Genomic DNA, 24,800 nt, shown 5'->3' on the forward strand with positions numbered 1-24,800 from the left:
TTATCCACAGATTTTCTCTTTACTAATAATAATAATAAATATTATTTGTTTTTTTATTTTTTGAATTTAAATCTTAAAGAAAAGAAAAAAGATCTTTCTTTTTAAATCTTATTTTTAATATTAACATGTGTTATCTTGAATAAGACATTAATACAATGTAAATCTTTTAAATTTTAAAAAGGTTTTTCTATATGTTGAATTTAAAAAATTTTGATGTAATTGTTATTGGAGCTGGACATGCTGGTACCGAAGCAGCTATGGCTTCAGCAAGAATGGGTTGTAAAACATTATTGTTAACTCAAAAAATTAGAGATTTAGGTGTTTTATCATGTAATCCAGCAATAGGAGGAATAGGCAAAAGTCATTTAGTAAAAGAAATAGATGCATTAGGTGGTATGATGGCTGAAGTTATTGATTATTCAGGAATTCAGTTTAGAATATTAAATTCTAGCAAGGGTCCAGCTGTAAGATCTACTAGAGCTCAAGCAGATAGATTTCTTTATCGTAAAAATGTTAAAAGAATATTGCAACAACAAAGTAATTTATTAATTTTAGAGGAGGAAGTTAAGGATTTAATTTTTAAAAATTATACTGTGATTGGTGTGTTAACACAAAATGAAATTAGTTTTTATTCAAAATCAGTTGTATTAGCAACTGGTACTTTTTTAGGTGGTAAAATACATATAGGGTTAGATAGTTATTCTGCTGGTAGAATAGGAGGAAAATCTTCTATAGATTTATCTATTCGTTTAAGGGAATTATCTTTACGAGTTAATAGATTAAAAACAGGAACACCGCCACGTATTGATATTAACAGTGTTAATTTTAATGATTTATTTATTCAAAATGGTGATATTCCTGTTCCAGTTTTTTCATTTATGGGTGATGTTTCGAATCATCCTAAGCAGATATCATGTTATCTTACACATACTAACGAAAAAACGCATGAAATAATACGTAATAATTTAGATAAAAGTCCAATATATACAGGTTTTTTAAAAGGTTTAGGTCCTCGATATTGTCCTTCTATTGAAGATAAGGTTGTCCGTTTTCCCGATAGAAAATCGCATCAAATATTTTTAGAACCTGAGGGATTATCTAGTATTAAAATATATCCTAATGGAATTTCAACTAGTCTACCGTTAAATGTTCAACAAAAAATAGTAGCCTCTATAAAAGGTTTAGAAAAATCTAAAATCATAAGTCCTGGATATGCTATTGAATATGATTTTTTTGATCCAAAAGATTTGAATCTAACTTTAGAAAGTAAATTAATTAAGGGATTGTTTTTTGCTGGTCAAATTAACGGCACAACTGGCTATGAGGAAGCTGCTTCACAAGGACTATTAGCAGGTTTAAATGCTGGATTAAATTCAATGGATGCTGAAGGTTGGTTTCCTAGACGCGATCAAGCCTATATAGGTGTTTTAATAGATGATCTTACTACTCAGGGTACAAAAGAACCATATCGAATGTTTACTTCACGTGCAGAATATCGGTTAACATTAAGAGAAGATAATGCAGATTTACGTTTAACCGAAATTGGTCGTAAATTTGGTTTAGTGAATGATTTAAGATGGATTCGATATAATGAAAAGGTATTAAATATTAAAACAGAAATGAATCGTTTGAAAAAAATTAAAATACGTCCCACATCATCTGACTCTAATATTTTACATACATCTTATAATATTAATTTGATTAAGGAAACAAGTGTAATTGAATTATTAAGACGACCGGAAATTAGATATAAAAACTTACGATCTTTAGAGGCATTTGGATCGGGTATTTCTGATTCAGAAGTTATAGAACAGATAGAAAATAAAATTAAATATGCAGGTTATATTAAACGACAATCAGAAGAAATTGAACGACATTTAAAAAATGAAAATACTTTCTTATCATCTATTTGTGATTATAATGAAATAAAAGGTTTATCTTCTGAAGTCATTAAGAAATTAAATGATTATAAGCCTATTTCTATTGGTCAAGCGTCAAGAATTTCTGGTATTACACCAGCTGCTATATCAATTTTATTAATTCATTTAAAAAAAGAAGCTTATAAATATTTTTTATAGTATATAATTATTAAATGTTTAGTTTTTAACTAATTTTTTTATAATATATGAAAATTAAAATTTGATTTTAATGGATTTAAAATACATAATATTTTTTTTAATTAGATAATATTTCTTTACTGTAACTGTTTGCTGAATGTATTTTTTTTATTGTATAATCTTTTTTAAAATTACAAAAAAAGATGAGAAAATTTTATGATTTTAGAAAAGGTATCTGATCCTCAGAAATATATTAGTCATCATTTAAACCATTTACAGATAGATTTACGCGATTTTAAAATTATTCAACCCGGTACGTTTTCTTCTTGTTATTGGACTTTAAATCTTGATTCAATAATTTTTTCTCTTATACTAGGTAGTTTTTTTTTAGGTATTTTTTATATGGTAGGAAGAAAAATTACTAAAGGTATACCAAATAAGTTGCAAACTGCAATTGAATTAATTTTTGAATTTGTAAATTCGAATGTGAAAAGTATGTATCAAGGTAAAAATTCTCTTATTGCTCCTTTATCATTGACAGTATTTGTTTGGGTTTTTTTGATGAATCTTATGGATTTAATACCGATTGATTTTTTTCCGTTCATTTCTGAAGAGATATTTAAATTACCAGCCGTGCGAATTGTACCTTCTGCTGATATTAATATTACATTATCAATGTCACTTGGTGTGTTTGTTTTAATTTTGTTTTATACTATCAAAATAAAAGGATGTATAGGTTTTTTAAAAGAACTTACTTTGCAACCTTTCAACCATCCTGTATTTTCTGTTTTTAATTTTATATTAGAATTTGTATCACTTCTTTCTAAACCAATTTCTTTAGGATTGCGACTGTTTGGAAATATGTATGCTGGTGAAATGATTTTTATTTTAATTGCAGGTTTACTTCCATGGTGGTTACAATGTTTTTTAAATGTACCATGGGCTATTTTTCATATTTTAATAATTTCATTACAGGCTTTTATTTTTATGGTATTAACCATTGTATATTTATCAATGGCCTCTCAATCTCATAAAGATTAAAATCTATTGTGATTTTTTTTAAAACTGGAGTTTATAATGGAAAATTTAAATGTTGACATGCTTTACATAGCAGTAGCTATAATGATTGGATTGGCTTCAATTGGAGCAGCAATCGGTATCGGTATTTTAGGTGGTAAATTCTTGGAGGGAGCTGCTAGACAACCTGATTTAGTTCCGTTATTAAGAACGCAATTTTTTGTTGTTATGGGATTAGTTGATGCTATTCCAATGATTGCTGTAGGTTTAGGTTTATATATGCTTTTTGCTATTTCATGATTTTTTTATTGTAATTTTTTATGGTGATGTTTTTTATAAAAATATATTATTTTAGACTATTAAACAAAATCTTTACGTTTTTTAGATAACGTAAAGATTAATTTTTATTTTGATATAAAAGGTGCATTATTGTGAATCTTAATGCGACAATTCTTGGACAAGCTATTTCATTTATTTTATTTGTTTGGTTTTGTATGAAATATATTTGGCCTCCTATTATTTTAGCTATTGAAACCAGACAGAAAGAGATTAAAGAATCACTAATTAATTCAAAAAAAGCTCAGAACGAATTGTGTATTCTTGAGAAAAAAATACATCAAAATATTATCGAAGCCAAACAAAAAGCATCAAATATTTTAAATATAGCAAATAAACAAAAAGTATTGATTTTGGAAGAAGCAAGAAAGAATGCTTTAAAAGAAAGTGAAAAAATTCTCTTAAATGCGCAATCTGAAATTGAAATTGCCATTGTGAATGCACGTAAAAATTTACATAAAGAGGTAGTAGATTTATCTATTTCTATGGCGGAAAAAATTATTAAAAAAAATATTTCTAAAGATGATAATCAAAATTTATTAGATCAATTAGTAATTTCCTTATCACAGGTAAAAAAATAATGTCAGAAGCGGATACTATTGCTAGACCTTATGCTCAAGCAATTTTTGAAATTGCTATTAAAAATAACACATTTAAAGAATGGAAAAATATTTTAGTTTTTATTAAAATAATTTCTACTCATAAAAAAATTAGAAATTTTTTATCAGGCTCGCTTTCACCAAAATATTTATCATTAATATTCATTACAATTAGTGGTGATATAATTAATGAACATATAAAAAATTTCATAGCGCTATTGGCTGAAAATCAACGTTTTAAAATATCAAAGAACATATTAGAACAATTTTTAGAATTAGAAGCCCGTTATAAAAACATTATAATTGTTGAATTAAGATCAGCTTTTTCTTTAGAAGATAAAGAGATTACTAAGATACAAAAAATATTAGAACAATTTTTTTTAAGAAAAGCTAAATTTATATGTAAAGTAGATCCTGATATACTTAATGGTATAATAATAAAGGTGAATAATACTGTTTTTGATTTATCTATTCAAAATTATCTTAAACAATTATCTAATGCTTTAAATTTTTAAGAGAATAATAATATATGAGATTAAATTCTACAGAAATCAGTCAATTAATTAAAGAAAGAATAGCTCAATTTGAAGTTTTTAATCAATCATACAATGAAGGTTTTATTATTTCTGTAAGTGATGGTATTATAAAAATTAATGGTCTTTCTAATGTTATGTTAGGAGAAATGATTTTATTACCTAATAATGAATATGCAATGGCTTTAAATATAGAAAGAGATACGGTTGGTGCAGTAGTAATGGGGCCTTATATTCATATTACTGAAGGCACGAAAGTACGGTGTACAGGAAGAATATTAGAAGTTCCGGTCGGTTATCATTTTTTAGGTCGAGTAGTCAATGTATTAGGTCTTCCTCTTGATGGAAAAGGTTCTATAAAAAATAATGCTTATTTTCCAGTAGAAGCAGATGCACCTGGAGTAATTGATCGTCAATCAATTAATCAACCAATACAAACCGGTTATAAAGTTATTGATGCCATGATTCCTATTGGTCGAGGACAACGTGAATTAATTATTGGTGATAGACAAACAGGAAAAACTGCTCTTGCAATAGATACAATTATTAATCAGAAAAAATCTGGTATTAAATGCATATATGTTGCTATTGGACAAAAACTTTCTACAGTTATTAATATTGTGAAAAAATTGGAAGAACATAATGCTTTATTCAATACAATTATAGTAGTAGCTTCGGCTTCAGAAGCAGCCTCTTTACAATATTTAGCGCCATATTCTGGTTGTGCAATGGCGGAATTTTTTCGCAATCAAGGAGAAGATGCTTTAATTGTTTATGATGATCTATCAAAACATGCGATAGCTTATCGTCAAATTTCCTTATTACTACGTAGGCCTCCAGGAAGAGAAGCTTTTCCAGGAGATATATTTTATTTGCATTCTCGTTTATTAGAAAGAGCATCTCGAATTTCTATAGAATATGTACAGAAGATAACTAAAAATAAAATTACTGGAAAAACAGGTTCAATTACAGCTTTGCCTATTATTGAAACACAATCTGGAGATGTTTCTGCTTTTGTTCCTACTAATGTTATTTCTATTACTGATGGTCAAATTTTTTTAGAATCTAATTTATTTAATTCTGGTATTCGTCCGGCCGTAAATCCTGGTATATCTGTTTCTCGTGTAGGAAGTGCTGCACAAAGTACAATTATTAAAAAATTTTCTTCTGGTATTCGTACAGCATTAGCACAATATCAAGAACTTGCGGCATTTTCGCAGTTTTCATCTGATTTAGATGATACAACCAGAAAACAATTAAATCATGGTCAAAAAATTACGGAATTGTTAAAACAAAAACAATATTCTCCTATCTCTATAGCTGAACAAGGACTTATACTTTTTATTGCAGAAAACAATTTTCTTGATGATGTTGCTATAGATAAAATAACTAGATTTGAAAAAGAAATATTAATGTATGCAAAGAATTATTATTCTGATTTAATTAAAAAAATTAATGAAACAGGTGATTTTAATATTATTGTAGAAAAAAATTTTATAAAATTAATTACTGATTTTAAAAAAAATCAATTTTAAAAAAATATATTTAATAAGTTAAAAAGAGAAAAGAGTGACTAGTACAAAAGAAATAAAAAATCAAATCATTAGTGTTATTAATACCAAAAAAATTACTAAAGCTATGGAAATGGTTGCAGTTTCTAAAATGAGAAAAACTGAAGAAAGAATGAAATCTGGTCGACCATATTCTGATATTATCAAAAAAGTCATTAATCATGTCATACAAGGTAATTTAGAATATAAACATAGTTATTTAGAAAAAAGAGAAATTAAACGTATTGGTATAATTATAGTATCTACTGATAGGGGATTATGCGGGAGTTTAAATACTAATCTTTTTAAACAAGTGCTATTTAAGATTGAGAAGTTTGCTAAAACAAATATTCCATGTGATCTAATATTATTTGGTTTAAAAAGTTTATCTGTATTTAAATTATGTGGAAGCAATATTCTTGCAAAAGCAACTAATTTAGGAGAAAAACCTCAATTAGAAGAATTAATTGATTCTATTGAAATTATATTAAAAGCGTATCAGTATGAACAGATTGATAAAATTTTTATTGCTTATAATAAATTTCATAATAAAATGTTGCAGTATCCTAAAATTACTCAATTACTTCCTTTATCTAGAAAAAATATTGAAAATACAGGCAGCAACAATTGGGATTATTTATATGAACCAGAATCTAAATTAATTTTAGATACATTATTTAATCGATATATAGAATCTCAAGTATATCAAAGTATTTTAGAAAATATAGCAAGTGAACAAGCTGCTCGTATGATTGCAATGAAAACAGCAACAGATAATAGTGGTAATCGTATCAAAGAATTACAGTTAGTCTACAATAAAGTTCGTCAGGCTAATATTACTCAAGAATTAACTGAAATTGTTGCAGGTGCATCAGCAGTTTCTATTGATTAAAAATTAGTTAGAGGTTTTAAAATAATGGCTACTGGAAAAATTATCCAAATTATCGGTGCTATAGTCGATGTAGAATTTAATCAAGATTCAGTACCAAAAATATATAATGCTTTAGAAGTTAAAAACAAGGAATATAAACTAATTTTAGAAGTACAACAACAACTAGGTGGAGGTGTTGTACGAACTATCGCTATGGGTTCATCTGATGGGTTAAAACGAGGTTTAGTTGTTACTGATCTTGGACATTACATAAAAGTTCCAGTAGGAGAAGCAACATTAGGTCGTATAATTAATGTATTAGGCGAAACAATAGATAATAAAGGGATATTAAAAAATAAAAATGCTACTGACATTGAATATTGGGAAATCCATCGTGCAGCGCCAAGTTATAAAGAACTAGCTAGTTCTAGAGAAATACTAGAAACGGGAATAAAAGTGATTGATTTAATTTGTCCTTTTTCAAAAGGTGGAAAAGTTGGTTTATTTGGTGGAGCAGGTGTAGGAAAAACAGTTAATATGATGGAATTAATTCGTAATATTGCTGTAGAACATTCTGGTTATTCAGTTTTTACTGGGGTCGGTGAAAGAACTCGAGAAGGAAATGATTTTTACCACGAAATGAATGATTCTAAAGTTCTAGATAAAGTCTCTCTTGTATATGGACAAATGAATGAACCTCCAGGTAATAGATTGCGAGTAGCTTTTACAGGTCTTACTATCGCAGAAAAATTTCGTGATGAAGGAAAAGATGTCTTGTTATTTATTGATAATATATATCGTTATACATTAGCAGGTACAGAGGTTTCTGCCTTGCTTGGTCGTATGCCCTCTGCTGTAGGTTATCAACCAACTTTAGCAGAAGAAATGGGTTTGCTTCAAGAAAGAATTACTTCAACAAAAAAAGGTTCAATAACTTCTGTTCAAGCAGTATATGTTCCTGCTGATGACTTGACTGATCCTTCACCAGCAACAACCTTTGCACATCTAGATTCTACAGTTACACTGAGTCGTCAAATAGCATCATTAGGAATTTATCCTGCTATTGATCCTTTAAATTCAACAAGTCGTCAATTAGATCCTGATATTGTGGGTGATGAACATTACGAAACAGCATTAGGTGTACAGTCGATATTACAAAGATATCAAGAACTAAAAGATATTATTGCTATTTTAGGAATGGATGAACTTGCAGAACAAGATAAATTATTAGTATCAAGAGCACGTAAAATACAAAGATTTTTATCTCAGCCGTTTTTTGTTGCGGAAGTTTTTACTGGCTTTCCAGGCAAATATGTTTCATTAAAAGATAATATTCGCGCTTTTAAAGGAATTATAGAAGGTGAATTTGATGCTTTACCAGAACAATCTTTTTATATGGTGGGTTCTATTGAGGAAGTTATAGAAAAGTCAAAAAAATTATAATTTTTAAGATTTATGGGATATACTTATGAATTTTTATTTAGATGTGGTAAGTGTAAAAAAACGTATATTTTCTGGTTTTGTAAAAAAAATTAGAGTCTCTGGAAGTGAAGGAGAACTCGGTATTTATCCTGGACACGTTCAATTATTGAGCATAATTAAACCTGGAATAGTATATTTCGTTCATAAAGCAGATAAAAAAGAAGAATGTATTTATATATCAGGAGGAATATTAGAAGTACAACCTTCTATTGTATCTATTTTAGCGGATATTGCTATTCATGCTATTGATTTAGATCGTAGCCGTATTTTAGAAGCTAAAAAAAACGCTGAAGAAAAGATTAAAAATCAAAACACAAAAATCAAAAAAGATGATATTTTATTAAAAATTTCTCAAGAAATTGCGAAATTAAGAGTACTTGAAATAATGGATAAATTCAAATGAAAAATCATCTTTCGCGGCTGGTTTTTTCCTGCCGCAAGTATTTTAAAAAATTACATGAATAATAAAAATATTTTTAAACATCAATATTTCCTGCTTTTAAAGCATTATTTTCTATAAATTTTCGTCTAGGTTCTACTGCATCTCCCATAAGAGTATTAAATAAATTATTAGCAGAGATCGCGTCTTTAATGGTCACTTGAAACATATTTCTAGTTTCAGGATTCATTGTTGTATTCCATAATTGTTCTGGATTCATTTCTCCTAATCCTTTATATCTTTGTATGAATAAACCACGTTTCGATTGTTTTAACAACCAGTCTAATGTATTTTTTATATTATCTATTTTATATACATGTCCTGCTTTTTCTATTGAAACTTCATCTAGAAAGTGTTTTTTAAAGTTTTTGCCTAAATTAGTAATCAATAAGTATTCTTTACTATTTAAAAACTCTTCCTTAAAATCATATTTTGTATGATATGCATATCTAGATATTTTTATAGTTGGTTCAAATATATTTTTTTCAAAATTCTTTTTGATTTCTATTGAATAGTAACTATTACTCTTATCTTTTTTGTTCAGATTTTCTGCTAATGTGTTTATCCAATCCTCTACTATTTTAATGTCTTTTAAATCACATAGATGAGTATGATAAATGAGTTCATCAAAGACTAGTTTTGGAAAATGATATTTATTTTTTTTCATCGTAATTTGAATCATATGATATTCAGATATAATGTTTTTAAATTTTTTTAGGTTTTCGTTAATATGCGTGTTTTTTGTGCTTGTTAACATAAGATCTGTTAAAGCATTTGTGATCTGATATTTGTTCATTTCTTCATCATTTTTAATATATTTTTCTGTTTTTCCTTTTTTTAATTTATATAATGGAGGCTGTGCAATATAAATATATCCTTTTTTAATCAATTCAGGTAATTGACGATAAAAAAAAGTTAAAAGAAGAGTACGAATATGGGCACCATCTACATCAGCGTCAGTCATTATAATAATATAGTGATATCTTAATTTATCTATATTATATTCGTTTTGACCAATTCCGCATCCTAATGCAGTGATAAGTGAAGCAACTTCTTGAGATAGAATCATTTTATCAAATTTTGATTTTTCAACATTTAATATTTTCCCTTTGAGAGGAAGAATAGCTTGATTCTTTCTATTTCTACCTTGTTTAGCAGAACCACCTGCTGAATCGCCTTCGACTAAATAAATTTCTGAAAATTTAGGATCATTTTCTTGGCAATCAGATAATTTTCCAGGTAAGGCACCTATATCTAGTATACTTTTTCTTTTATTGATTTCTCTAGAACGTCGGGCTGCCTCTCTAACCTTAGCGGCATTAATAATTTTTTGAATGATAGATTTTGAATCAGCAGGATTTTCTAGTAGATATTCAATAAGATTTTCATTGATTAATGATTCGATAATCGATCTTGCTTCAGAAGAGACTAATTTGTCTTTAGTTTGAGATGAAAATTTTGGATCTGCCATTTTAACTGATATAATCGCTGTTAATCCTTCACGTACATCTTCACCTATTATAGTAGTTTTGTTTTTTTTATTATATCCTTCTCTTTCTATATGCAAATTTAACGTTCGTGTCATACCTGAACGAAAACCTGCTAAATGTGTTCCCCCATCTTTTTGTGGTATATTATTAGTAAAACATAATATATTCTCTTGATGAGAATTACTCCATTGCATAGCAATTTCTAATTCTATTTGATCTTTTATAGATCGAAAATGAAATATATGGGAATGAATTAGTACTTTTTTTGTATTTAAGAACTTAACAAAGGCTTTAATACCACCTTTGTAGTGATAGCAATTTTTAATATTAGTTCTATTGTCTTCTAAATTAATAGTAATATTTGAATTAAGAAAAGATAGTTCACGCAAACGTTTAGCTAAGATTTCATATTGAAATTTTATATTATTAGTAAAGATTTTATAACTTGGCCAAAATCTTATATATGTACCTGTTATTTCTGTTGTTCCAATAATAGAAAGAGGATGTTTTGATTTTCCATTTCTATATATTTGTCGGTATTTTTTCTTGTTTTTATAAATTATTAGTTCTAATTTTTCTGATAAAGCATTTACAACTGATATTCCTACACCATGTAATCCTCCTGATATTTGATATGAAGAATTGTCAAATTTACCACCTGAATGCAATACAGTCATAATTACTTCTGCAGCTGAAATATTTTCTTCAGGATGAATATCTGTAGGTATTCCTCGACCATTATCTTTTACAGAAACTGAATTATCTGAATGAATAGTTACTTTTATTTCTTTGCAATAACCTGCCAAAGCTTCATCTATAGAGTTATCTACTATTTCAAAAACCATATGATGTAAGCCACTACCATCATCTGTATCTCCAATATACATACCCGGTCTTTTACGAACAGCATCTAATCCTCTTAAAATTTTAATATTAGAAGAGTTATATATATTCTTCATAGTCTTTCCTGTTATCTTTTAAATTAAAAGCATCATTAGTCTGTTATTTTTATGTAAAAAAGAAATCACAATAAAATTAATTTAACGTTTTAGTAACATTACAACATACAATGTTGAAGCATCATTTTCTGCTTCAATTTGTATTGAGTTTTTAGAATTGTTTAAAAATAAAAGAATATTTTCATTAGTGATCGTATTTAGTATTTCTAACATGTAATGAACATTAATTGATATTTCTATTGCATTTCCACTGTAATTTATAGGGAATGTATCTTCTACAGTTTCTTCTTCTTGATTATCAGATAATACTTTAAATTGACCATTTCTGATATGAATTTCTACTCCGCAAAATTTTTCATGTGATAAAATAGCGGCACGTAGCAATGATTGTTTTAATGATTTACGATCAAAAGTAATAAAATGATTTTTTTTTGTTTTAAGTAAAACACTTTTATAATCAGGATACTGTCCTTCAATTAATTGTGCAGTAAAAATAAGATCTGCTATATATACTCGAATATTATTTTTTCCAACTAAAATTCTTATTAATTGCGTTTCAATGTGCAATAATCTATATAACTCAATAATTCCCTTTCTTGGAACAATAATAGAAAAAGGAACTATATTTTCTTTTAAAGGAATTTTTGAAATTCCAAGACGATAGCCGTCTGTAGCTACTACATTAAATGATTTATCTATTTTTTCTAATAACATACCATTAAGATAATATCGTACATCTTGTTTTCCCATAGAAAAATGAGTTTTTTCTATCATTTTTTTTAAAACATTTGAAGATATAAAAAATTCTGAAACATGATGAAAGTCATGATGACTTGGAAAGTTATCAGAAGGCAAAGTAGTCAATATATAATTACTGTTATCGGAAGTGATATGCATTTTATTTTTATTTAATTGCATTTTTATATCTGATGAATCTAATGAATTTCGACAAATATCTAAAAGTTTTCGTCCTGAAATTGTTGTAGTTCCTGATATGTGTTTTTTTGATAATTGAATAGTAGAAATTAATTCTATTTCTAAATTTGTCGCTGTTAATGATAAAATTCCATTTTTTATAGTAATTAATATATTTTCTAAAATAGGAAAAGAAATGTTTTTAACAAGTAAACGATTTATTTTTTGTAAGTTTTTAATTAAAGTATTATTTTTAATAATAAGTTTCATATGATCACACTGATAGAGTTTTAATTAAATTTATAAAATCTTTTTTAATATCGTGGCTTTCTTTCCGCAATTGTTCAATCTTACGACATGCATGTAATACTGTTGTATGATCTCTGCCACTAAAAGCATCTCCAATTTCAGGTAGACTATGATTAGTTAGTTTTTTTGCCATTGCCATTGCCATTTGTCTTGGACGAGCTATTGAACGCGAACGTTTTTTCGATAATAGATCAGTGACTTTAATTTTATAATATTCTGCAACGGTTTTTTGGATGTTATCAATAGTGATTAGTTTTTCCTGTAGAGCAAGTATATCTCGAAGTACTTCACGAACAAAATCTACAGTAATAGTACGATGGGTAAAACGAGAATTGACAATAACTCGATTGAGAGCACCTTCTAATTCTCGTACGTTAGAGCGTAAATGTTTAGCAATAAAAAAAGCAACTTCGTTAGACAGTATAACATTGTTTTCGTCAGCTTTTTTTATAAGGATAGCAACTCTAGTTTCTATTTCTAGAGGATCTATAGCAACGGTAAGACCCCAACTAAATCTTGATTTAAGACGATCTTCAACTCCATTTATTTCTTTAGGATAACGATCAGAAGTTAAAATAATTTGTTGATTTCCTTCTAGTAGAGAATTAAATGTATGAAAAAATTCTTCTTGTGAACGTTCTTTATGTGCAAAAAATTGAATATCATCAATTAATAATGCGTCAACAGAACGATAATATAATTTAAATTTTTCGATAGCATTATTTTTTATTGCTTTTACCATATCTTGCACAAAACGTTCAGAATTCATAAAAATGATTTTAATATCATATTTATATGCTAACATTTCATTTCCTATAGCATGAAGTAAATGAGTTTTTCCTAGTCCTGTTGCACCATACAAAAATAGTGGATTATAAGAATTTCCAGGATTTTTAGCTGCTTGAAACGCTGCAGAGCGCGCGAGTTGATTAGATTTTCCTTCTATAAAATTTTCAAAATTATGTTTTTTATTAAGATTAGTTCGATAAGGTAAATTTTTAAATGCTGGAATCTTAGACCAGATTATTTTTTTATTTTTTTTAGAAGAATTCTTGGAAATATTTTTTTTTATTTTTGTTTCTTTGTAAACTTGATATATTTCAAATTTTATCAATGGAGAATTAGTACCACAAAAATCTTGCAGTATTTTTTTAAGGTGAATTAGGTACTTATCTTTTACCCAATCTAAAACAAATTTGTTTGGAGCATATATTTCTAAAATGTTATTGTTTAGTTTGGCCTTCAGAGAGCGTATCCACATACTAAACTCTGTGGTTGGCAGCTCATCCTGTAACCGGTCAAGACACTGTTTCCAAAGACAAAGTGACACGGTAGACTCCAATCGAACACAATTAATAAAAAAATAAAATTTGAAAGTTATAATTTTGATACGTTTTCTTTGATATATACAATTTATATATAAACTTCATATAAAATTATATTTTTTTACATTAAAAGTTATACAATCTAAGATTGGTGAGTATAACGAAAAGGATATAATATATAGTTGAGATATTTTTTTATCCAAAGAAGTGATTTTTAGATGTACTATCATATTTATAAATAAAATATAGTTATCATAACAGAATACAAAATTAAAAATATTTTTTTAGACAAGTTAATATTGAATGTATTTTAATTAGCAAATTTTTTTATGTATATTTTTTTATATAATCAACGATTTTAATAAAGTTAATTGACTATATCATTTAGAATAATTATTCTTAGTAAAAGTATATCTTATAAATTATATTCAATAAAAAAATAGTCAGGTAAAATTAAAATGAAACGAACTTTTCAACCATCAATATTAAAACGTAATCGTTCACATGGATTCAGAATTCGTATGGCAACAAAAAATGGTCGTTATATTTTATCACGAAGACGTGCTAAATTAAGAACACGTTTAACTGTTTCTAGTAAATAGCAGGTGTTAATATTGTGTTTAATTATTTTTTTAAAAAAAAATTACGATTATCTAATTCTATACATTTTCAAAATGTTTTTAAAAAATCTTTTAAAAAACAAAGCACTTCAGAAATAAGTATTTTGGGATGTTTTAATTTATTAGGATATCCTAGGTTAGGTCTTAGTATTCCTCGAAAAAATATTAAGTATGCTCATGATCGAAATTTAATCAAACGATTAATTCGAGAAACTTTTCGTTCGTTGCAATATAAATTGCTTGCAATCGATTTTGTAGTTATAGCAAAAAAAAATATTCTTGATTTAAGTAATAAAAGGATAATAGATATGCTAAATAGTTTATGGTTGCATTATTATAGATAATTTTATTTTTATTTAATTAAAATTATCTCAGAACTAATACTATTCAATATTTCTTATACTGTATATTTTCAATAAATTATCTAGTTTTGGTTTAATTTTAATAATTCTATATCAATTAAAGTAATATCTTTTAAATATAGGAAAATATAATTATTTACCTTTAAAATATTAAAGATCAAAGTGAATATTAATCATGGAAGTACAACGTAATTTTTTTATTTTTGCTTTTTTATTTTTTTCTTTTTTACTTTGGCAAGCATGGAAAAATGAATCATTTTTAAACAATCAAAAAAATGAAAAAATAGATTCAATGTTTCATTTCATTAATACAAATAAAAATGCAAAAAAAAATACACAACAAATTTTTATTAAAAATAATGTGATCAATTTAGTCGTTAATATGTATGGTGGCGATATAGAAGAAGCTTCTTTACTTTCTTATAAAGATAAACTGTATTCATCCAAACCTTTTAAATTACTTGAAACTGCACCTGATTTTATTTATCAAGCACAAAGTGGATTGATTGGAAAAGATGGTCCTGATAGCTCGGAAAAAAATAGTAGACCATTATATTCTTCTGAAAAAAATTTTTTTGAGTTGAAAAGGGAAAAAAAAGAACTGCGTGTTCCTATAAAATGGGTAAGTCAAAATGGTGTAACTTACACAAAGACTTTTATTCTCAAACCGAATAGTTATGATATTCAAATAGAATATGATATTTATAATCCAAGCAAAGAAATCTTAAAAATGAACATGTTTGGACAGATAAAACAAACAGTTAATTTACCTAAAAAACGCAATATTTATAGTGGAAATTTTGCTCTTCAAACTTTTCGTGGTGCTGCTTATTCAAGTAGTGATAACAAATATGAAAAGTATAAATTTGATATGATTTCAGATAATAAAAACTTACATGTTATAACTGAAAATGGATGGATTGCAATGTTACAACAGTATTTTGCTGTTGCTTGGATTCCTCAGAATTTAGGTCAAAATATAATATATACATCTAATTTAGATCATGGGATAGTTGCTATTGGATATAAATCTTCTTTAATCAATGTTTTACCTCATTCTAGATCTATTATAAAATCAAAGTTGTGGATTGGTCCTGAAATACAAAAAGAAATGAATCTTGTCGCTCCAAATTTAGATTTAACAGTTGATTATGGTTGGCTTTGGTTTTTATCACAACCATTATTTAAATTGTTAACTATATTACATAATGTTGTAGGAAATTGGGGTTTTTCTATTATTTTAATAACTTTTATTATGAAGGCTGTAACTTATCCTTTAACTAAAGCACAATATGTTTCTATGTTAAAAATGCGTGCATTACAACCAAAAATAAAAGAAATAAAAGAAAAATTTTCAAATGATAAACAACGTATTAGTCAAGAAATGATAGTTTTATATAAAAAAGAAAAAATAAATCCCTTAACTGGATTCTTGCCTATTTTTATTCAAATGCCTATTTTCTTATCTCTTTATTATATGCTTATAGGATCTGTTGAATTACGACATGCTCCTTTTTTGCTTTGGATTCATGATTTATCGAGTCAGGATCCATATTATGTATTACCTATTATAATGGGTTTAACAATGTTTTTTATTCAAAAAACATCGTCTGCCAATCATGTTTCTGATCCATTTCAAAAAAAGATTATGAATTTTATGCCTGTAATTTTTACAGCGTTTTTTTTATGGTTTCCTTCAGGATTGGTTTTATATTATATAATTAGCAATCTTGTGACTATTATACAACAAAAGTTTATCTTATCTAATTTAGGAAAAAATAGATAAAATATTTTTTTGTTTGAATTATTGAAACAATTGATTACTTTTTAACTTTTTTGAAAATATCATCTAATACAAAGAAAATATTTTATGATTCATGATGAAACTATTGTTGCTCAGGTTACTTGTCCAGGGAAAAGTGCTGTTGGAATATTAAGAGTGTCTGGTTTTCAAGCAAAAACAGTTGCAATAAAAATTTTAGGAAAAATTCCCTTGGCAAGATTTGCTACTTATTCAAATTTTTTAGATCAAAATTCTAAAGTGTTAGATAAAGGTATATCTTTATGGTTTCCTGCTCCCAATTCATTGACAGGTGAGGATGTACTAGAATTACAAGGGCATGGTAGTCCATTAATAATGGATTTATTGATTAATCAAATTTTATCTATTAATAATATTAGAATGGCTAAACCAGGAGAATTTTCTGAACGTGCTTTTTTAAATGGAAAAATAGATTTAGTTCAAGCTGAATCTATAGACGATCTAATTAATGCAGAAACAGAATCTTCTATTCGTGCTTCATTAAATTCATTAAATGGAGATTTTTCTTTTTTTATTAAGGAATTAATGAATTTAATTATTAAATTTCGTATTAATATAGAATCTAGTATAGATTTTTCAGAAGAAGAAATTAATATTAATATTAAAGATGTAGTTAATTTAAAATTTAAAGAATTATATCAAAAATTTTTAGCATTAAAAAATATAGTTTTAAAAGGAAGTTTATTAAGAGAAGGAAAAAAAATAGTTATTGCTGGTCTTCCTAATGCAGGTAAATCAAGTTTATTAAATATTTTATCTAATTCTGATAGAGCTATAATAACTGATTTACCTGGTACTACACGAGATCTTCTTTATGAGCATGTCAGTATTAATGGTATTGTATGTGAATTAATTGATACAGCCGGTTTGCGTGATACAAATAATGAAATCGAACGTATTGGAATTATGCGTGCTTGGGAAGTAATTAGAAAAGCCAATCATATTCTTTTTGTTATTGATAAAACAATCAGCAAATCAAAACAAAAAAAAATATGTAATGAATTTATACAAAATATTTCTAATAATAATATTCCAATAACTTTTGTTTTAAATAAAAATGATTTAGTAAAAGATGAGTATGGTTTTAAAAATGTCAACGGTTTATCATTTATTAGTATATCAGCACGTACAGGCGAAGGTATTGATATATTACGTAATCATATTATAAAAATTGAAAAAAATATACATACAGAAAGCATTTTTATTGCTCGTCGTCGTCATATTAAACAACTTGATTTAGCATATAATGAATTTTTAATAGCTAAAAAAAAATGGAGATCATGTCAAGATATTGATCTTTTAGCAGAATCTTTAAGTCTTATAAATAGATTTTTAGGTGAAATAACAGGAAAGTGTACTTCTGAAGATTTATTGAAATATATTTTTTCTAGTTTTTGTATTGGTAAATAATAAATTCTAAATTAAATTATAATATGCCCGGAGGCGGAATTGAACCACCGACACGGGGATTTTCAGTCCCCTGCTCTACCAACTGAGCTATCCGGGCTTTTTTTATATTAAATCATCAAATATTAAAGATTGTCAATCTTTTTTAATTAAATATAATACTATATTTATTTTCTATTATTTATGTTGATAAATAATTAATTTTCGAATATTTAAAAATATAAATTTTTGAGAATAAAAAACAAAAAAATAATTTTTACCCTTGAAACTTTTAATAAAGATCCATATATTTAAATTAAGAGAATATATTAAATATTAAAAAAAATTTAAAACGGTTTAGTAACACTATTTACGGGAGCATTATCATATGAAAATTCGTCCATTGCATGATCGTGTGCTTGTTAAACGTCAAGAAGTTGAATCAAAATCTGCAGGTGGTATTGTACTAACAGGTTCTGCTGCAGGAAAATCGACTCGAGGAACAGTAACAGCGGTCGGAAAGGGCCGTGTATTAGATAATGGAGAAATTAAACCATTAGATGTTAAAGTTGGTGATATTGTTATTTTCAATGAAGGTTATGGTGCAAAAACAGAAAAAATTGATAACGAAGAATTATTAATTTTAACTGAAAGTGACATTTTAGCAATTGTTGAATAGTAAACTATATACTATATCCATTGAAAAATTTATTTGAGGGAATATCAGATGGCCGCTAAAGATGTGAAATTCGGCAACGAAGCCCGAATTAAAATGCTTCGTGGAGTTAATGTATTAGCAGATGCAGTGAAAGTAACTTTAGGACCAAAAGGTAGAAACGTTGTTCTAGATAAATCTTTTGGAGCTCCTAGCATTACTAAAGATGGTGTATCAGTAGCTCGTGAAATCGAATTAGAAGACAAATTCGAAAATATGGGTGCTCAAATGGTAAAAGAAGTTGCATCAAAAGCAAACGATGCAGCAGGTGATGGTACCACAACAGCAACATTATTAGCACAATCAATAGTAAATGAAGGTTTAAAAGCAGTAGCAGCTGGTATGAATCCTATGGATCTTAAACGTGGAATTGATAAAGCTGTCATTAGTGCTGTAGAAGAATTAAAAAACTTATCTGTACCATGTTCTGATTCAAAGGCCATTACACAAGTTGGAACCATCTCTGCAAATGCAGATGAAAAAGTTGGTTCTTTGATTGCAGAAGCTATGGAAAAAGTTGGTAATGATGGAGTTATTACAGTAGAAGAAGGTACAGGTTTACAAGATGAACTCGAAGTCGTTAAAGGTATGCAATTTGATCGAGGTTATTTATCTCCATATTTTATCAACAAACCAGAAACAGGCATTGTTGAATTAGAAAATCCATATATTTTAATGGCTGATAAAAAAATCTCTAATGTGCGTGAAATGCTGCCAATATTAGAATCTGTTGCAAAATCAGGAAAACCGTTATTAATTATTTCAGAAGATTTAGAAGGCGAAGCTTTAGCTACATTAGTGGTTAATTCCATGAGAGGGATTGTAAAAGTAGCTGCAGTCAAAGCTCCTGGATTTGGTGACCGTCGTAAAGCAATGTTACAAGATATTTCAATTCTTACTGGCGGTTCTGTTATTTCTGAAGAATTAGCTATGGAATTAGAAAAATCTACTTTAGAAGATTTAGGACAAGCAAAACGCGTTGTTATTAGTAAAGATACTACTACTATTATTGGTGGAGTGGGAGAAAAACACTCAATTCAAAGCCGTATTAGTCAAATTCGTCAAGAAATTCAAGAAGCTACTTCTGATTATGATAAAGAAAAACTAAATGAACGTTTAGCTAAATTATCAGGTGGAGTTGCGGTACTTAAAGTAGGTGCAGCGACAGAAGTCGAAATGAAAGAAAAGAAAGCTCGTGTTGAAGACGCATTACATGCTACTCGCGCAGCAGTTGAAGAAGGAGTAGTTGCTGGTGGTGGTGTTGCCTTAGTACGAGTAGCAGGAAAAATATCTAATTTACGTGGTCAAAATGAAGATCAAAATGTAGGTATTCGAGTTGCTCTACGTGCAATGGAAGCTCCATTACGTCAAATTGTTTCTAATTCTGGTGAAGAACCTTCCGTAGTTACTAATAATGTTAAAGATGGAAAAGGTAACTATGGTTATAATGCTGCTACTGATGAATATGGTGATATGATAGATTTTGGTATATTAGATCCTACTAAAGTTACACGTTCTGCTTTACAATATGCCGCTTCTGTTGCTGGTTTAATGATTACAACAGAATGTATGGTTACTGATTTACCTAAAGAAGATAAATCTTCTGATTCCAATTCTTCTCCTGCAGGAGGAATGGGTGGTATGGGCGGAATGATGTAATAAGATATTAATTTTATTACAATTATTTTAAATTAATTTAAAAATATCTTTCCTCAGAATAACTATTCTGAGGAAATTTTTTTTTATTTAATTAAAAAAATTAAATAATTAATCATTGAATATTATTTTAATTAAATTTAGAATTTATTAATCTAGCCGCTTATTTGTAATATATAAATTTTTTCTAATATTAATATCTGAATTTGTACAAAAAATAGAATTATAATTAAATATTTTAATTTTAAGATTTAATTCATAAAATTGTATTTTTATTTTTTAAAATATAATTACGTATTAAAATAACTCATTTAATATAAATATTTTATTTTTTTTATATAGTTAATTTGGAAGTAATACTCTCTAATCTGTTATTTTAATTTATAATATTTCTTATCATTAAAATTTTATTTTAAAAATATTTTTTTAAAAGTAATATCTGTAATCATGAATTTTAAGAATGAATGATATTTTTATTTAAATACTTATTTAGATAACATAATATATTTGTATTAATAGAATATAATATTTTTTGTACAATATGAGGTTTATATGAGAGTGTATCATACTAATAATTTTCGTACAGGTTGCAAAATTATTTTTGAAGATGAACCATGTTTGATAGAATCTAGCGAATTTGTCAAACCTGGAAAAGGTCAGTCTTTTGTACGTGTCAAAATACGAAAGCTATTAACAAAACAACTTATAGAAAAAACATTTAAATCTACAGATTCTTTAGAAGTAGCTGATATTATAGAATATAGACTTTCTTATTTATATAATGATGGTCTTTTCTGGTACTTTATAAATAATAATACTTTTGAAGAATTATCAGTAGAAAAAAAAATTATCGGTATTAATAAAAAATGGTTATTATCACAAGATACATGTATTGTAACTTTATGGAATAATCAACCTATTTCAATCACTCCTAATAATTTTGTAAATCTCAAAGTTGTTGATGTGCAAGTTAGTCTAAAAGGTGATACCATTAATACTAACAGCACTAAATTAGCCACATTAAATACAGGTGCCATTGTAAAAGTTCCACTATTCATTCAAGTGGGTTCGCTGATCAAAGTAGATACAAGATCTGGCGAATATGTATCTAGAGTAAAGTAAAAAAAATTTTAATAGATATATTAATATTCGTTTCCTTTGACGTATTGTCTATAACTGTCCCATTCAAAAGTTAACCATAAACTATTTCCTAAACGCATTCTATCAATAACTCTTTCACCTAATAAACTTTTCATTCCTTTATGATCTAAATTAGACAACATTCCAGTAGAACGTTTAGATGATGATCTTCTATCAACTATTTGATTGATTATTACTTTTTCATAACGAGATTCAGTTTGCATTCCAATCTCATCAATCATCAATAAATCAACACTACTAAGATTATGCAATAAATTTTCTTCAGTAATATTACTAGTACCGCTAAATGTTCCTTTCATATTAGACATTAAATCAGCTACGGTGACAAGTAAAATGCTTTTTCCATGTAAAATTAAGTAATTTCCTATAGCAGATGCTAAGTGATTTTTCCCGGTTCCAGGTTTTCCTGAAAAAATAAAACTAGCAATGTTTTTATTAAATTCTTCTGCATATCGTTTTGACGCTTTCAGTACTTTTCTTTGACCATCGTGTTCGATTTTATAATTATCAAATGAACAGTTCATATATAATTCTCGAATTCCTGATCTGCCTAAAACACGTTGCATTTTCATTGCTTTGTTTTCGCGTAGTATAGATTCAGAAGATAGTCGTCCTTGTTCTTGATTCCAAGCTAACAAGTCTTCATCGTTATCAAATTTAGGTTTAATATTTTTAGGCATAAGACGTTGAAGACGTTTAAAGAATTCAGTATAAAATGTCATTATTTACCTCTAAATCCATTTGGTATAGTTTGATCAGGTGTTGGAATATATGTGATGTCTCGTTTTTTTTGTGATCCATAATTAATAGATCTACTTCTTTCTAAACTTCTAGCTAATTTTTGTTGCCACTGTATATGATGAAAAAAACAACCTTCTGCTTGCCAATAAGAAATAAAACATGTAAGTTCAGATTCTAATATTTCTTCATTTAATGTAATTCCCCATAATGCTGCTTGACGAATAAAATCTTTGTCTGGAGTCCAGTTCGGATGCATTGAAAATTTTTTTTCGATATTTTGTTTTTTAATATCTTGCTCTAATAAGTGATATTCAAGATCAAACATTTTTTTTAATAAATAGGGTGTAATTGCATAAAAAATAGGAGAATTATTTTTTAAAACCGCTATAACTCCTTTATTTGATTTTTCTAAAATTTTAATTGGATGCTTACAAAATAAATCAAGAGATATATCATCAGAAACTAAAATCTTCATGAGTGTTTTGCCTTTTTGAATTTTAAAATATTTATATATATATATTGTATATTATTAGACTTTTCAACACAAAATATTATAATTTTTATCAATCTTATACATTAAAAATATATAAATAACACTGTATTTTATTTGTAACTTTTTTTTTATATAAAATCCAATTTTTTGGTATTATCAGAGGTTGTTTTTTTTCTTGTTCTATATAAATAAAAGAATTTTTTTTAATCCATTTTTTACTTTCTAATAAATTAATAGTTTTTTTAATTAATCCCTGATAATAAGGAGGATCGATAAAGATTATATCATATGGTTTTCCAGTTTTTTGTAACCAATAAATCGCATCAGTACGTATAATTTCTATATTAGATATATTTAAATTTTTTATATTTTTTTTAAGATTTAAGAATGTTTTTTTTTCTATTTCCAATAAAGTAGAAAATGCAGCATATCGAGATATAGCCTCTATTCCTAGTGCACCACTACCTGCAAAACAATCAAGACATCTAGAATTTTTTATGTATTTAGATAGCCATTCAAATAGTGTTTCTCTTATTTGATTGGTCGTTGGACGCAAATTTGGAATATTATTAAAAGATATTTTTCTTCCCTTGAGTTTTCCAGAGATAATATAAATTTTACCATTTTTTTTAAAAAAAGAATTATGCATTTTGTCAGATCATTTCTGTTAGTGATATAATTTGTTTAATATTAATATCAATAAGAACTTAAATATATATTTAATTTTTTAAAGTATAAAATATTTAAAAAATGTAGTTTTACTTATAAATTACAAGGCAAAAAATATGAAAGACAATAAAAAAAATGGTTTTTTTTCTTGGTTAACTTCTAAAATAAAAAAAAAGGAAATTACAGATATAAAAAAAAATAATAGAGAACAAAAAAATAGTAGTTTTAGCAATAAACAAGAATCTATTTTAGAAACTCCATTAATAAAACAAGATAATCTCAAGAAAGATAATATCGAGATATTAAATGATTACAGTAATAATATAGAGAAAAGCCAGAATATAAAAAAAAATTTTTTTTTACGTTTGAAAAAGAGTTTAAAAAAAACAAAGAAATTTTTTGGTGATGGCATTAATCATATTTTTTCATTAAAAAAAATTGATAAAGTACTTTTTGAAGAATTAGAAGAAAAGATGTTACTTGCTGATATTGGAATTAATACTACTAATCGAATTATTGATAATTTAATTAAAGAAGTTGATCGTAAAGATTTAAAAAGTTCTGAAAAATTATATTCTTTATTAAAAAAAAATATGTATGATATGCTAAAAAAAGTAGAAGTGCCTTTAGATGTGTCTGGTCATACTCCTTTTATCATTTTAGTAGTAGGAGTTAATGGTACAGGTAAAACTACAACAGTTGCTAAACTAGCACAAAAATATAAACGAGAAGGAAAGTCTATAATGTTAGCTGCTGCAGATACTTTTAGAGCTGCAGGTATAGAACAATTAGAGGTGTTAGGAAAAATCAATAAAATACCCGTAATCTCACAACGTTCTGGTTCAGATCCTGCAGCAGTAATATTTGATGCCGTAAAATCAGCAAAATCAAAAAAACTAGATGTTTTAATTATCGATACAGCAGGAAGATTACATAATAAAATACATCTGATGGAAGAATTAAAAAAAATAGTTAGAGTAATTAAAAAAATAGATTCATCTGCACCACACGAAAAAATATTAATTATCGATTCTTGTAATGGGCAAAATACAATACAACAAACAGAAATCTTTCATAAATCATTAAATTTAACAGGAATGATCATTACAAAATTGGATGGAACTGCAAAAGGAGGAGTTGTTTTTTCTCTAGCTGATCAATTTCAAATTCCAATTCGTTACATTGGAATCGGTGAAAAAATGGAGGATTTAGGAGTTTTTAATAGTGAAGAATTTATCAAGTCTATATTCATATAAAAAAAGAAATTATTATCTGATAGGATTTTAATTTTAT

At 26.9% G+C, this 24,800-nt stretch carries 23 protein-coding genes and 1 tRNA gene; 17 read left to right on the forward strand and 7 right to left on the reverse strand.

The genetic code is table 11. The annotated features are described in order from the left end of the window. The first annotated feature begins 191 nt into the window (after positions 1-191). The 9 genes from mnmG to BAKON_RS00055 all read left to right on the forward strand — a co-directional run bounded on the left by mnmG (position 192) and on the right by BAKON_RS00055 (position 8,848). Positions 192-2,078 carry a tRNA uridine-5-carboxymethylaminomethyl(34) synthesis enzyme MnmG gene (gene mnmG, locus BAKON_RS00015; protein WP_014499176.1) on the forward strand — a complete coding sequence of 629 codons (1,887 nt, stop codon included), beginning with the start codon at positions 192-194 and terminating at the stop codon, positions 2,076-2,078. A gap of 195 nt (positions 2,079-2,273) precedes the next feature. Next, a complete protein-coding gene (gene atpB / locus BAKON_RS00020) occupies positions 2,274-3,098 on the forward strand; it encodes a F0F1 ATP synthase subunit A (RefSeq protein ID WP_014499177.1) in 825 nt (274 codons plus the stop codon). A 36-nt stretch (positions 3,099-3,134) separates the two neighbouring features. Beyond that, on the forward strand, positions 3,135-3,374 hold the full coding sequence (gene atpE / locus BAKON_RS00025; RefSeq protein WP_014499178.1) for a F0F1 ATP synthase subunit C: 240 nt from the start codon (positions 3,135-3,137) through the stop codon (positions 3,372-3,374). A 131-nt stretch (positions 3,375-3,505) separates the two neighbouring features. Next, a complete protein-coding gene (locus BAKON_RS00030) occupies positions 3,506-3,991 on the forward strand; it encodes a F0F1 ATP synthase subunit B (RefSeq protein WP_014499179.1) in 486 nt (161 codons plus the stop codon). Then, positions 3,991-4,524: a F0F1 ATP synthase subunit delta gene (locus tag BAKON_RS00035; protein ID WP_014499180.1), complete on the forward strand. Its 534-nt coding sequence runs from the start codon at positions 3,991-3,993 to the stop codon at positions 4,522-4,524. Before BAKON_RS00030 ends, BAKON_RS00035 begins: the two co-directional genes overlap by 1 nt. A gap of 14 nt (positions 4,525-4,538) precedes the next feature. Further along, positions 4,539-6,077: a F0F1 ATP synthase subunit alpha gene (gene atpA / locus BAKON_RS00040; protein ID WP_014499181.1), complete on the forward strand. Its 1,539-nt coding sequence runs from the start codon at positions 4,539-4,541 to the stop codon at positions 6,075-6,077. A 34-nt stretch (positions 6,078-6,111) separates the two neighbouring features. Next, positions 6,112-6,984, forward strand: a complete 873-nt coding sequence (atpG, locus tag BAKON_RS00045) for a F0F1 ATP synthase subunit gamma (RefSeq protein WP_014499182.1) — start codon at positions 6,112-6,114, stop codon at positions 6,982-6,984. A gap of 24 nt (positions 6,985-7,008) precedes the next feature. Then, on the forward strand, positions 7,009-8,406 hold the full coding sequence (gene atpD / locus BAKON_RS00050) for a F0F1 ATP synthase subunit beta (protein WP_014499183.1): 1,398 nt from the start codon (positions 7,009-7,011) through the stop codon (positions 8,404-8,406). Between the two features lie 19 nt (positions 8,407-8,425). Further along, the gene (locus BAKON_RS00055; RefSeq protein ID WP_044005628.1) at positions 8,426-8,848 is read left to right on the forward strand and encodes a F0F1 ATP synthase subunit epsilon; all 423 of its coding nucleotides are present in this window, start codon (positions 8,426-8,428) and stop codon (positions 8,846-8,848) included. 73 nt (positions 8,849-8,921) lie between these two features. Here the strand turns inward: BAKON_RS00055 and gyrB are convergent, their stop codons facing one another. The 3 genes from gyrB to dnaA all read right to left on the reverse strand — a co-directional run bounded on the left by gyrB (position 8,922) and on the right by dnaA (position 13,887). Further along, positions 8,922-11,333, reverse strand: a complete 2,412-nt coding sequence (gene gyrB, locus BAKON_RS00060) for a DNA topoisomerase (ATP-hydrolyzing) subunit B (RefSeq protein WP_014499185.1) — start codon at positions 11,331-11,333, stop codon at positions 8,922-8,924. Positions 11,334-11,414: 81 nt separating this feature from the next. Continuing rightward, positions 11,415-12,518 (reverse strand): DNA polymerase III subunit beta, encoded by a 1,104-nt coding sequence (dnaN, locus tag BAKON_RS00065; protein ID WP_014499186.1) that lies wholly within the window; start codon positions 12,516-12,518, stop codon positions 11,415-11,417. A 4-nt stretch (positions 12,519-12,522) separates the two neighbouring features. Beyond that, entirely contained in the window at positions 12,523-13,887 is a 1,365-nt protein-coding gene (gene dnaA, locus BAKON_RS00070) for a chromosomal replication initiator protein DnaA (protein WP_014499187.1), read from the reverse strand. A gap of 453 nt (positions 13,888-14,340) precedes the next feature. On the opposite strand from dnaA, the gene rpmH reads away from it, so the two are divergent. From rpmH to mnmE, 4 genes are all read left to right on the forward strand, one after another. Beyond that, positions 14,341-14,484, forward strand: a complete 144-nt coding sequence (gene rpmH, locus BAKON_RS00075) for a 50S ribosomal protein L34 (protein WP_009873975.1) — start codon at positions 14,341-14,343, stop codon at positions 14,482-14,484. Between the two features lie 14 nt (positions 14,485-14,498). Continuing rightward, complete coding sequence (gene rnpA, locus BAKON_RS00080) at positions 14,499-14,846, forward strand: ribonuclease P protein component (protein WP_014499188.1); 348 nt, start codon at positions 14,499-14,501, stop codon at positions 14,844-14,846. 193 nt (positions 14,847-15,039) lie between these two features. Beyond that, positions 15,040-16,650, forward strand: coding sequence for a membrane protein insertase YidC (gene yidC / locus BAKON_RS00085; RefSeq protein ID WP_014499189.1), 1,611 nt, complete (start codon positions 15,040-15,042; stop codon positions 16,648-16,650). 84 nt (positions 16,651-16,734) lie between these two features. Further along, positions 16,735-18,096: a tRNA uridine-5-carboxymethylaminomethyl(34) synthesis GTPase MnmE gene (gene mnmE / locus BAKON_RS00090; protein ID WP_014499190.1), complete on the forward strand. Its 1,362-nt coding sequence runs from the start codon at positions 16,735-16,737 to the stop codon at positions 18,094-18,096. Positions 18,097-18,120: 24 nt separating this feature from the next. Here the strand turns inward: mnmE and BAKON_RS00095 are convergent. Further along, a tRNA-Phe gene (locus BAKON_RS00095) sits at positions 18,121-18,193 on the reverse strand. 267 nt (positions 18,194-18,460) lie between these two features. Here BAKON_RS00095 and BAKON_RS00100 point away from each other — a divergent pair. The 3 genes from BAKON_RS00100 (at position 18,461) to efp (ending at position 21,565) form a co-directional block, all read left to right on the forward strand. Continuing rightward, positions 18,461-18,751 (forward strand): co-chaperone GroES, encoded by a 291-nt coding sequence (locus tag BAKON_RS00100; RefSeq protein ID WP_014499191.1) that lies wholly within the window; start codon positions 18,461-18,463, stop codon positions 18,749-18,751. A gap of 48 nt (positions 18,752-18,799) precedes the next feature. After that, positions 18,800-20,446, forward strand: coding sequence for a chaperonin GroEL (groL, locus tag BAKON_RS00105; RefSeq protein ID WP_014499192.1), 1,647 nt, complete (start codon positions 18,800-18,802; stop codon positions 20,444-20,446). Positions 20,447-20,995: 549 nt separating this feature from the next. After that, positions 20,996-21,565, forward strand: a complete 570-nt coding sequence (efp, locus tag BAKON_RS00110; RefSeq protein WP_014499193.1) for an elongation factor P — start codon at positions 20,996-20,998, stop codon at positions 21,563-21,565. Between the two features lie 20 nt (positions 21,566-21,585). Here efp and dnaC read toward each other — a convergent pair whose 3' ends face one another. The 3 genes from dnaC to rsmD form a co-directional block, all read right to left on the reverse strand. Then, positions 21,586-22,326, reverse strand: a complete 741-nt coding sequence (dnaC, locus tag BAKON_RS00115) for a DNA replication protein DnaC (RefSeq protein ID WP_014499194.1) — start codon at positions 22,324-22,326, stop codon at positions 21,586-21,588. After that, positions 22,326-22,820: a primosomal protein DnaT gene (gene dnaT, locus BAKON_RS00120; RefSeq protein WP_014499195.1), complete on the reverse strand. Its 495-nt coding sequence runs from the start codon at positions 22,818-22,820 to the stop codon at positions 22,326-22,328. Before dnaT ends, dnaC begins: the two co-directional genes overlap by 1 nt. A 94-nt stretch (positions 22,821-22,914) precedes the next feature. Next, a complete protein-coding gene (gene rsmD / locus BAKON_RS00125; RefSeq protein WP_014499196.1) occupies positions 22,915-23,487 on the reverse strand; it encodes a 16S rRNA (guanine(966)-N(2))-methyltransferase RsmD in 573 nt (190 codons plus the stop codon). 136 nt (positions 23,488-23,623) lie between these two features. On the opposite strand from rsmD, the gene ftsY reads away from it, so the two are divergent. Further along, the gene (gene ftsY, locus BAKON_RS00130) at positions 23,624-24,763 is read left to right on the forward strand and encodes a signal recognition particle-docking protein FtsY (RefSeq protein ID WP_014499197.1); all 1,140 of its coding nucleotides are present in this window, start codon (positions 23,624-23,626) and stop codon (positions 24,761-24,763) included. Positions 24,764-24,800 lie beyond the last annotated feature (37 nt).

This window comes from Buchnera aphidicola str. Ak (Acyrthosiphon kondoi), from assembly GCF_000225445.1.
Classification (GTDB): domain Bacteria; phylum Pseudomonadota; class Gammaproteobacteria; order Enterobacterales; family Enterobacteriaceae; genus Buchnera; species Buchnera aphidicola_A.

Coding starts and splice junctions, on each gene's coding strand:
- mnmG (WP_014499176.1), top strand. CDS start 192: ATGTTGAATTTAAAAAATTTTGATGTAATTGTTATTGGAGCTGGACAT.
- atpB (WP_014499177.1), top strand. CDS start 2,274: ATGATTTTAGAAAAGGTATCTGATCCTCAGAAATATATTAGTCATCAT.
- atpE (WP_014499178.1), top strand. CDS start 3,135: ATGGAAAATTTAAATGTTGACATGCTTTACATAGCAGTAGCTATAATG.
- BAKON_RS00035 (WP_014499180.1), top strand. CDS start 3,991: ATGTCAGAAGCGGATACTATTGCTAGACCTTATGCTCAAGCAATTTTT.
- atpA (WP_014499181.1), top strand. CDS start 4,539: ATGAGATTAAATTCTACAGAAATCAGTCAATTAATTAAAGAAAGAATA.
- atpD (WP_014499183.1), top strand. CDS start 7,009: ATGGCTACTGGAAAAATTATCCAAATTATCGGTGCTATAGTCGATGTA.
- gyrB (WP_014499185.1), bottom strand. CDS start 11,333: ATGAAGAATATATATAACTCTTCTAATATTAAAATTTTAAGAGGATTA.
- dnaN (WP_014499186.1), bottom strand. CDS start 12,518: ATGAAACTTATTATTAAAAATAATACTTTAATTAAAAACTTACAAAAA.
- rpmH (WP_009873975.1), top strand. CDS start 14,341: ATGAAACGAACTTTTCAACCATCAATATTAAAACGTAATCGTTCACAT.
- yidC (WP_014499189.1), top strand. CDS start 15,040: ATGGAAGTACAACGTAATTTTTTTATTTTTGCTTTTTTATTTTTTTCT.
- mnmE (WP_014499190.1), top strand. CDS start 16,735: ATGATTCATGATGAAACTATTGTTGCTCAGGTTACTTGTCCAGGGAAA.
- BAKON_RS00100 (WP_014499191.1), top strand. CDS start 18,461: ATGAAAATTCGTCCATTGCATGATCGTGTGCTTGTTAAACGTCAAGAA.
- groL (WP_014499192.1), top strand. CDS start 18,800: ATGGCCGCTAAAGATGTGAAATTCGGCAACGAAGCCCGAATTAAAATG.
- efp (WP_014499193.1), top strand. CDS start 20,996: ATGAGAGTGTATCATACTAATAATTTTCGTACAGGTTGCAAAATTATT.
- dnaC (WP_014499194.1), bottom strand. CDS start 22,326: ATGACATTTTATACTGAATTCTTTAAACGTCTTCAACGTCTTATGCCT.
- dnaT (WP_014499195.1), bottom strand. CDS start 22,820: ATGAAGATTTTAGTTTCTGATGATATATCTCTTGATTTATTTTGTAAG.
- rsmD (WP_014499196.1), bottom strand. CDS start 23,487: ATGCATAATTCTTTTTTTAAAAAAAATGGTAAAATTTATATTATCTCT.
- ftsY (WP_014499197.1), top strand. CDS start 23,624: ATGAAAGACAATAAAAAAAATGGTTTTTTTTCTTGGTTAACTTCTAAA.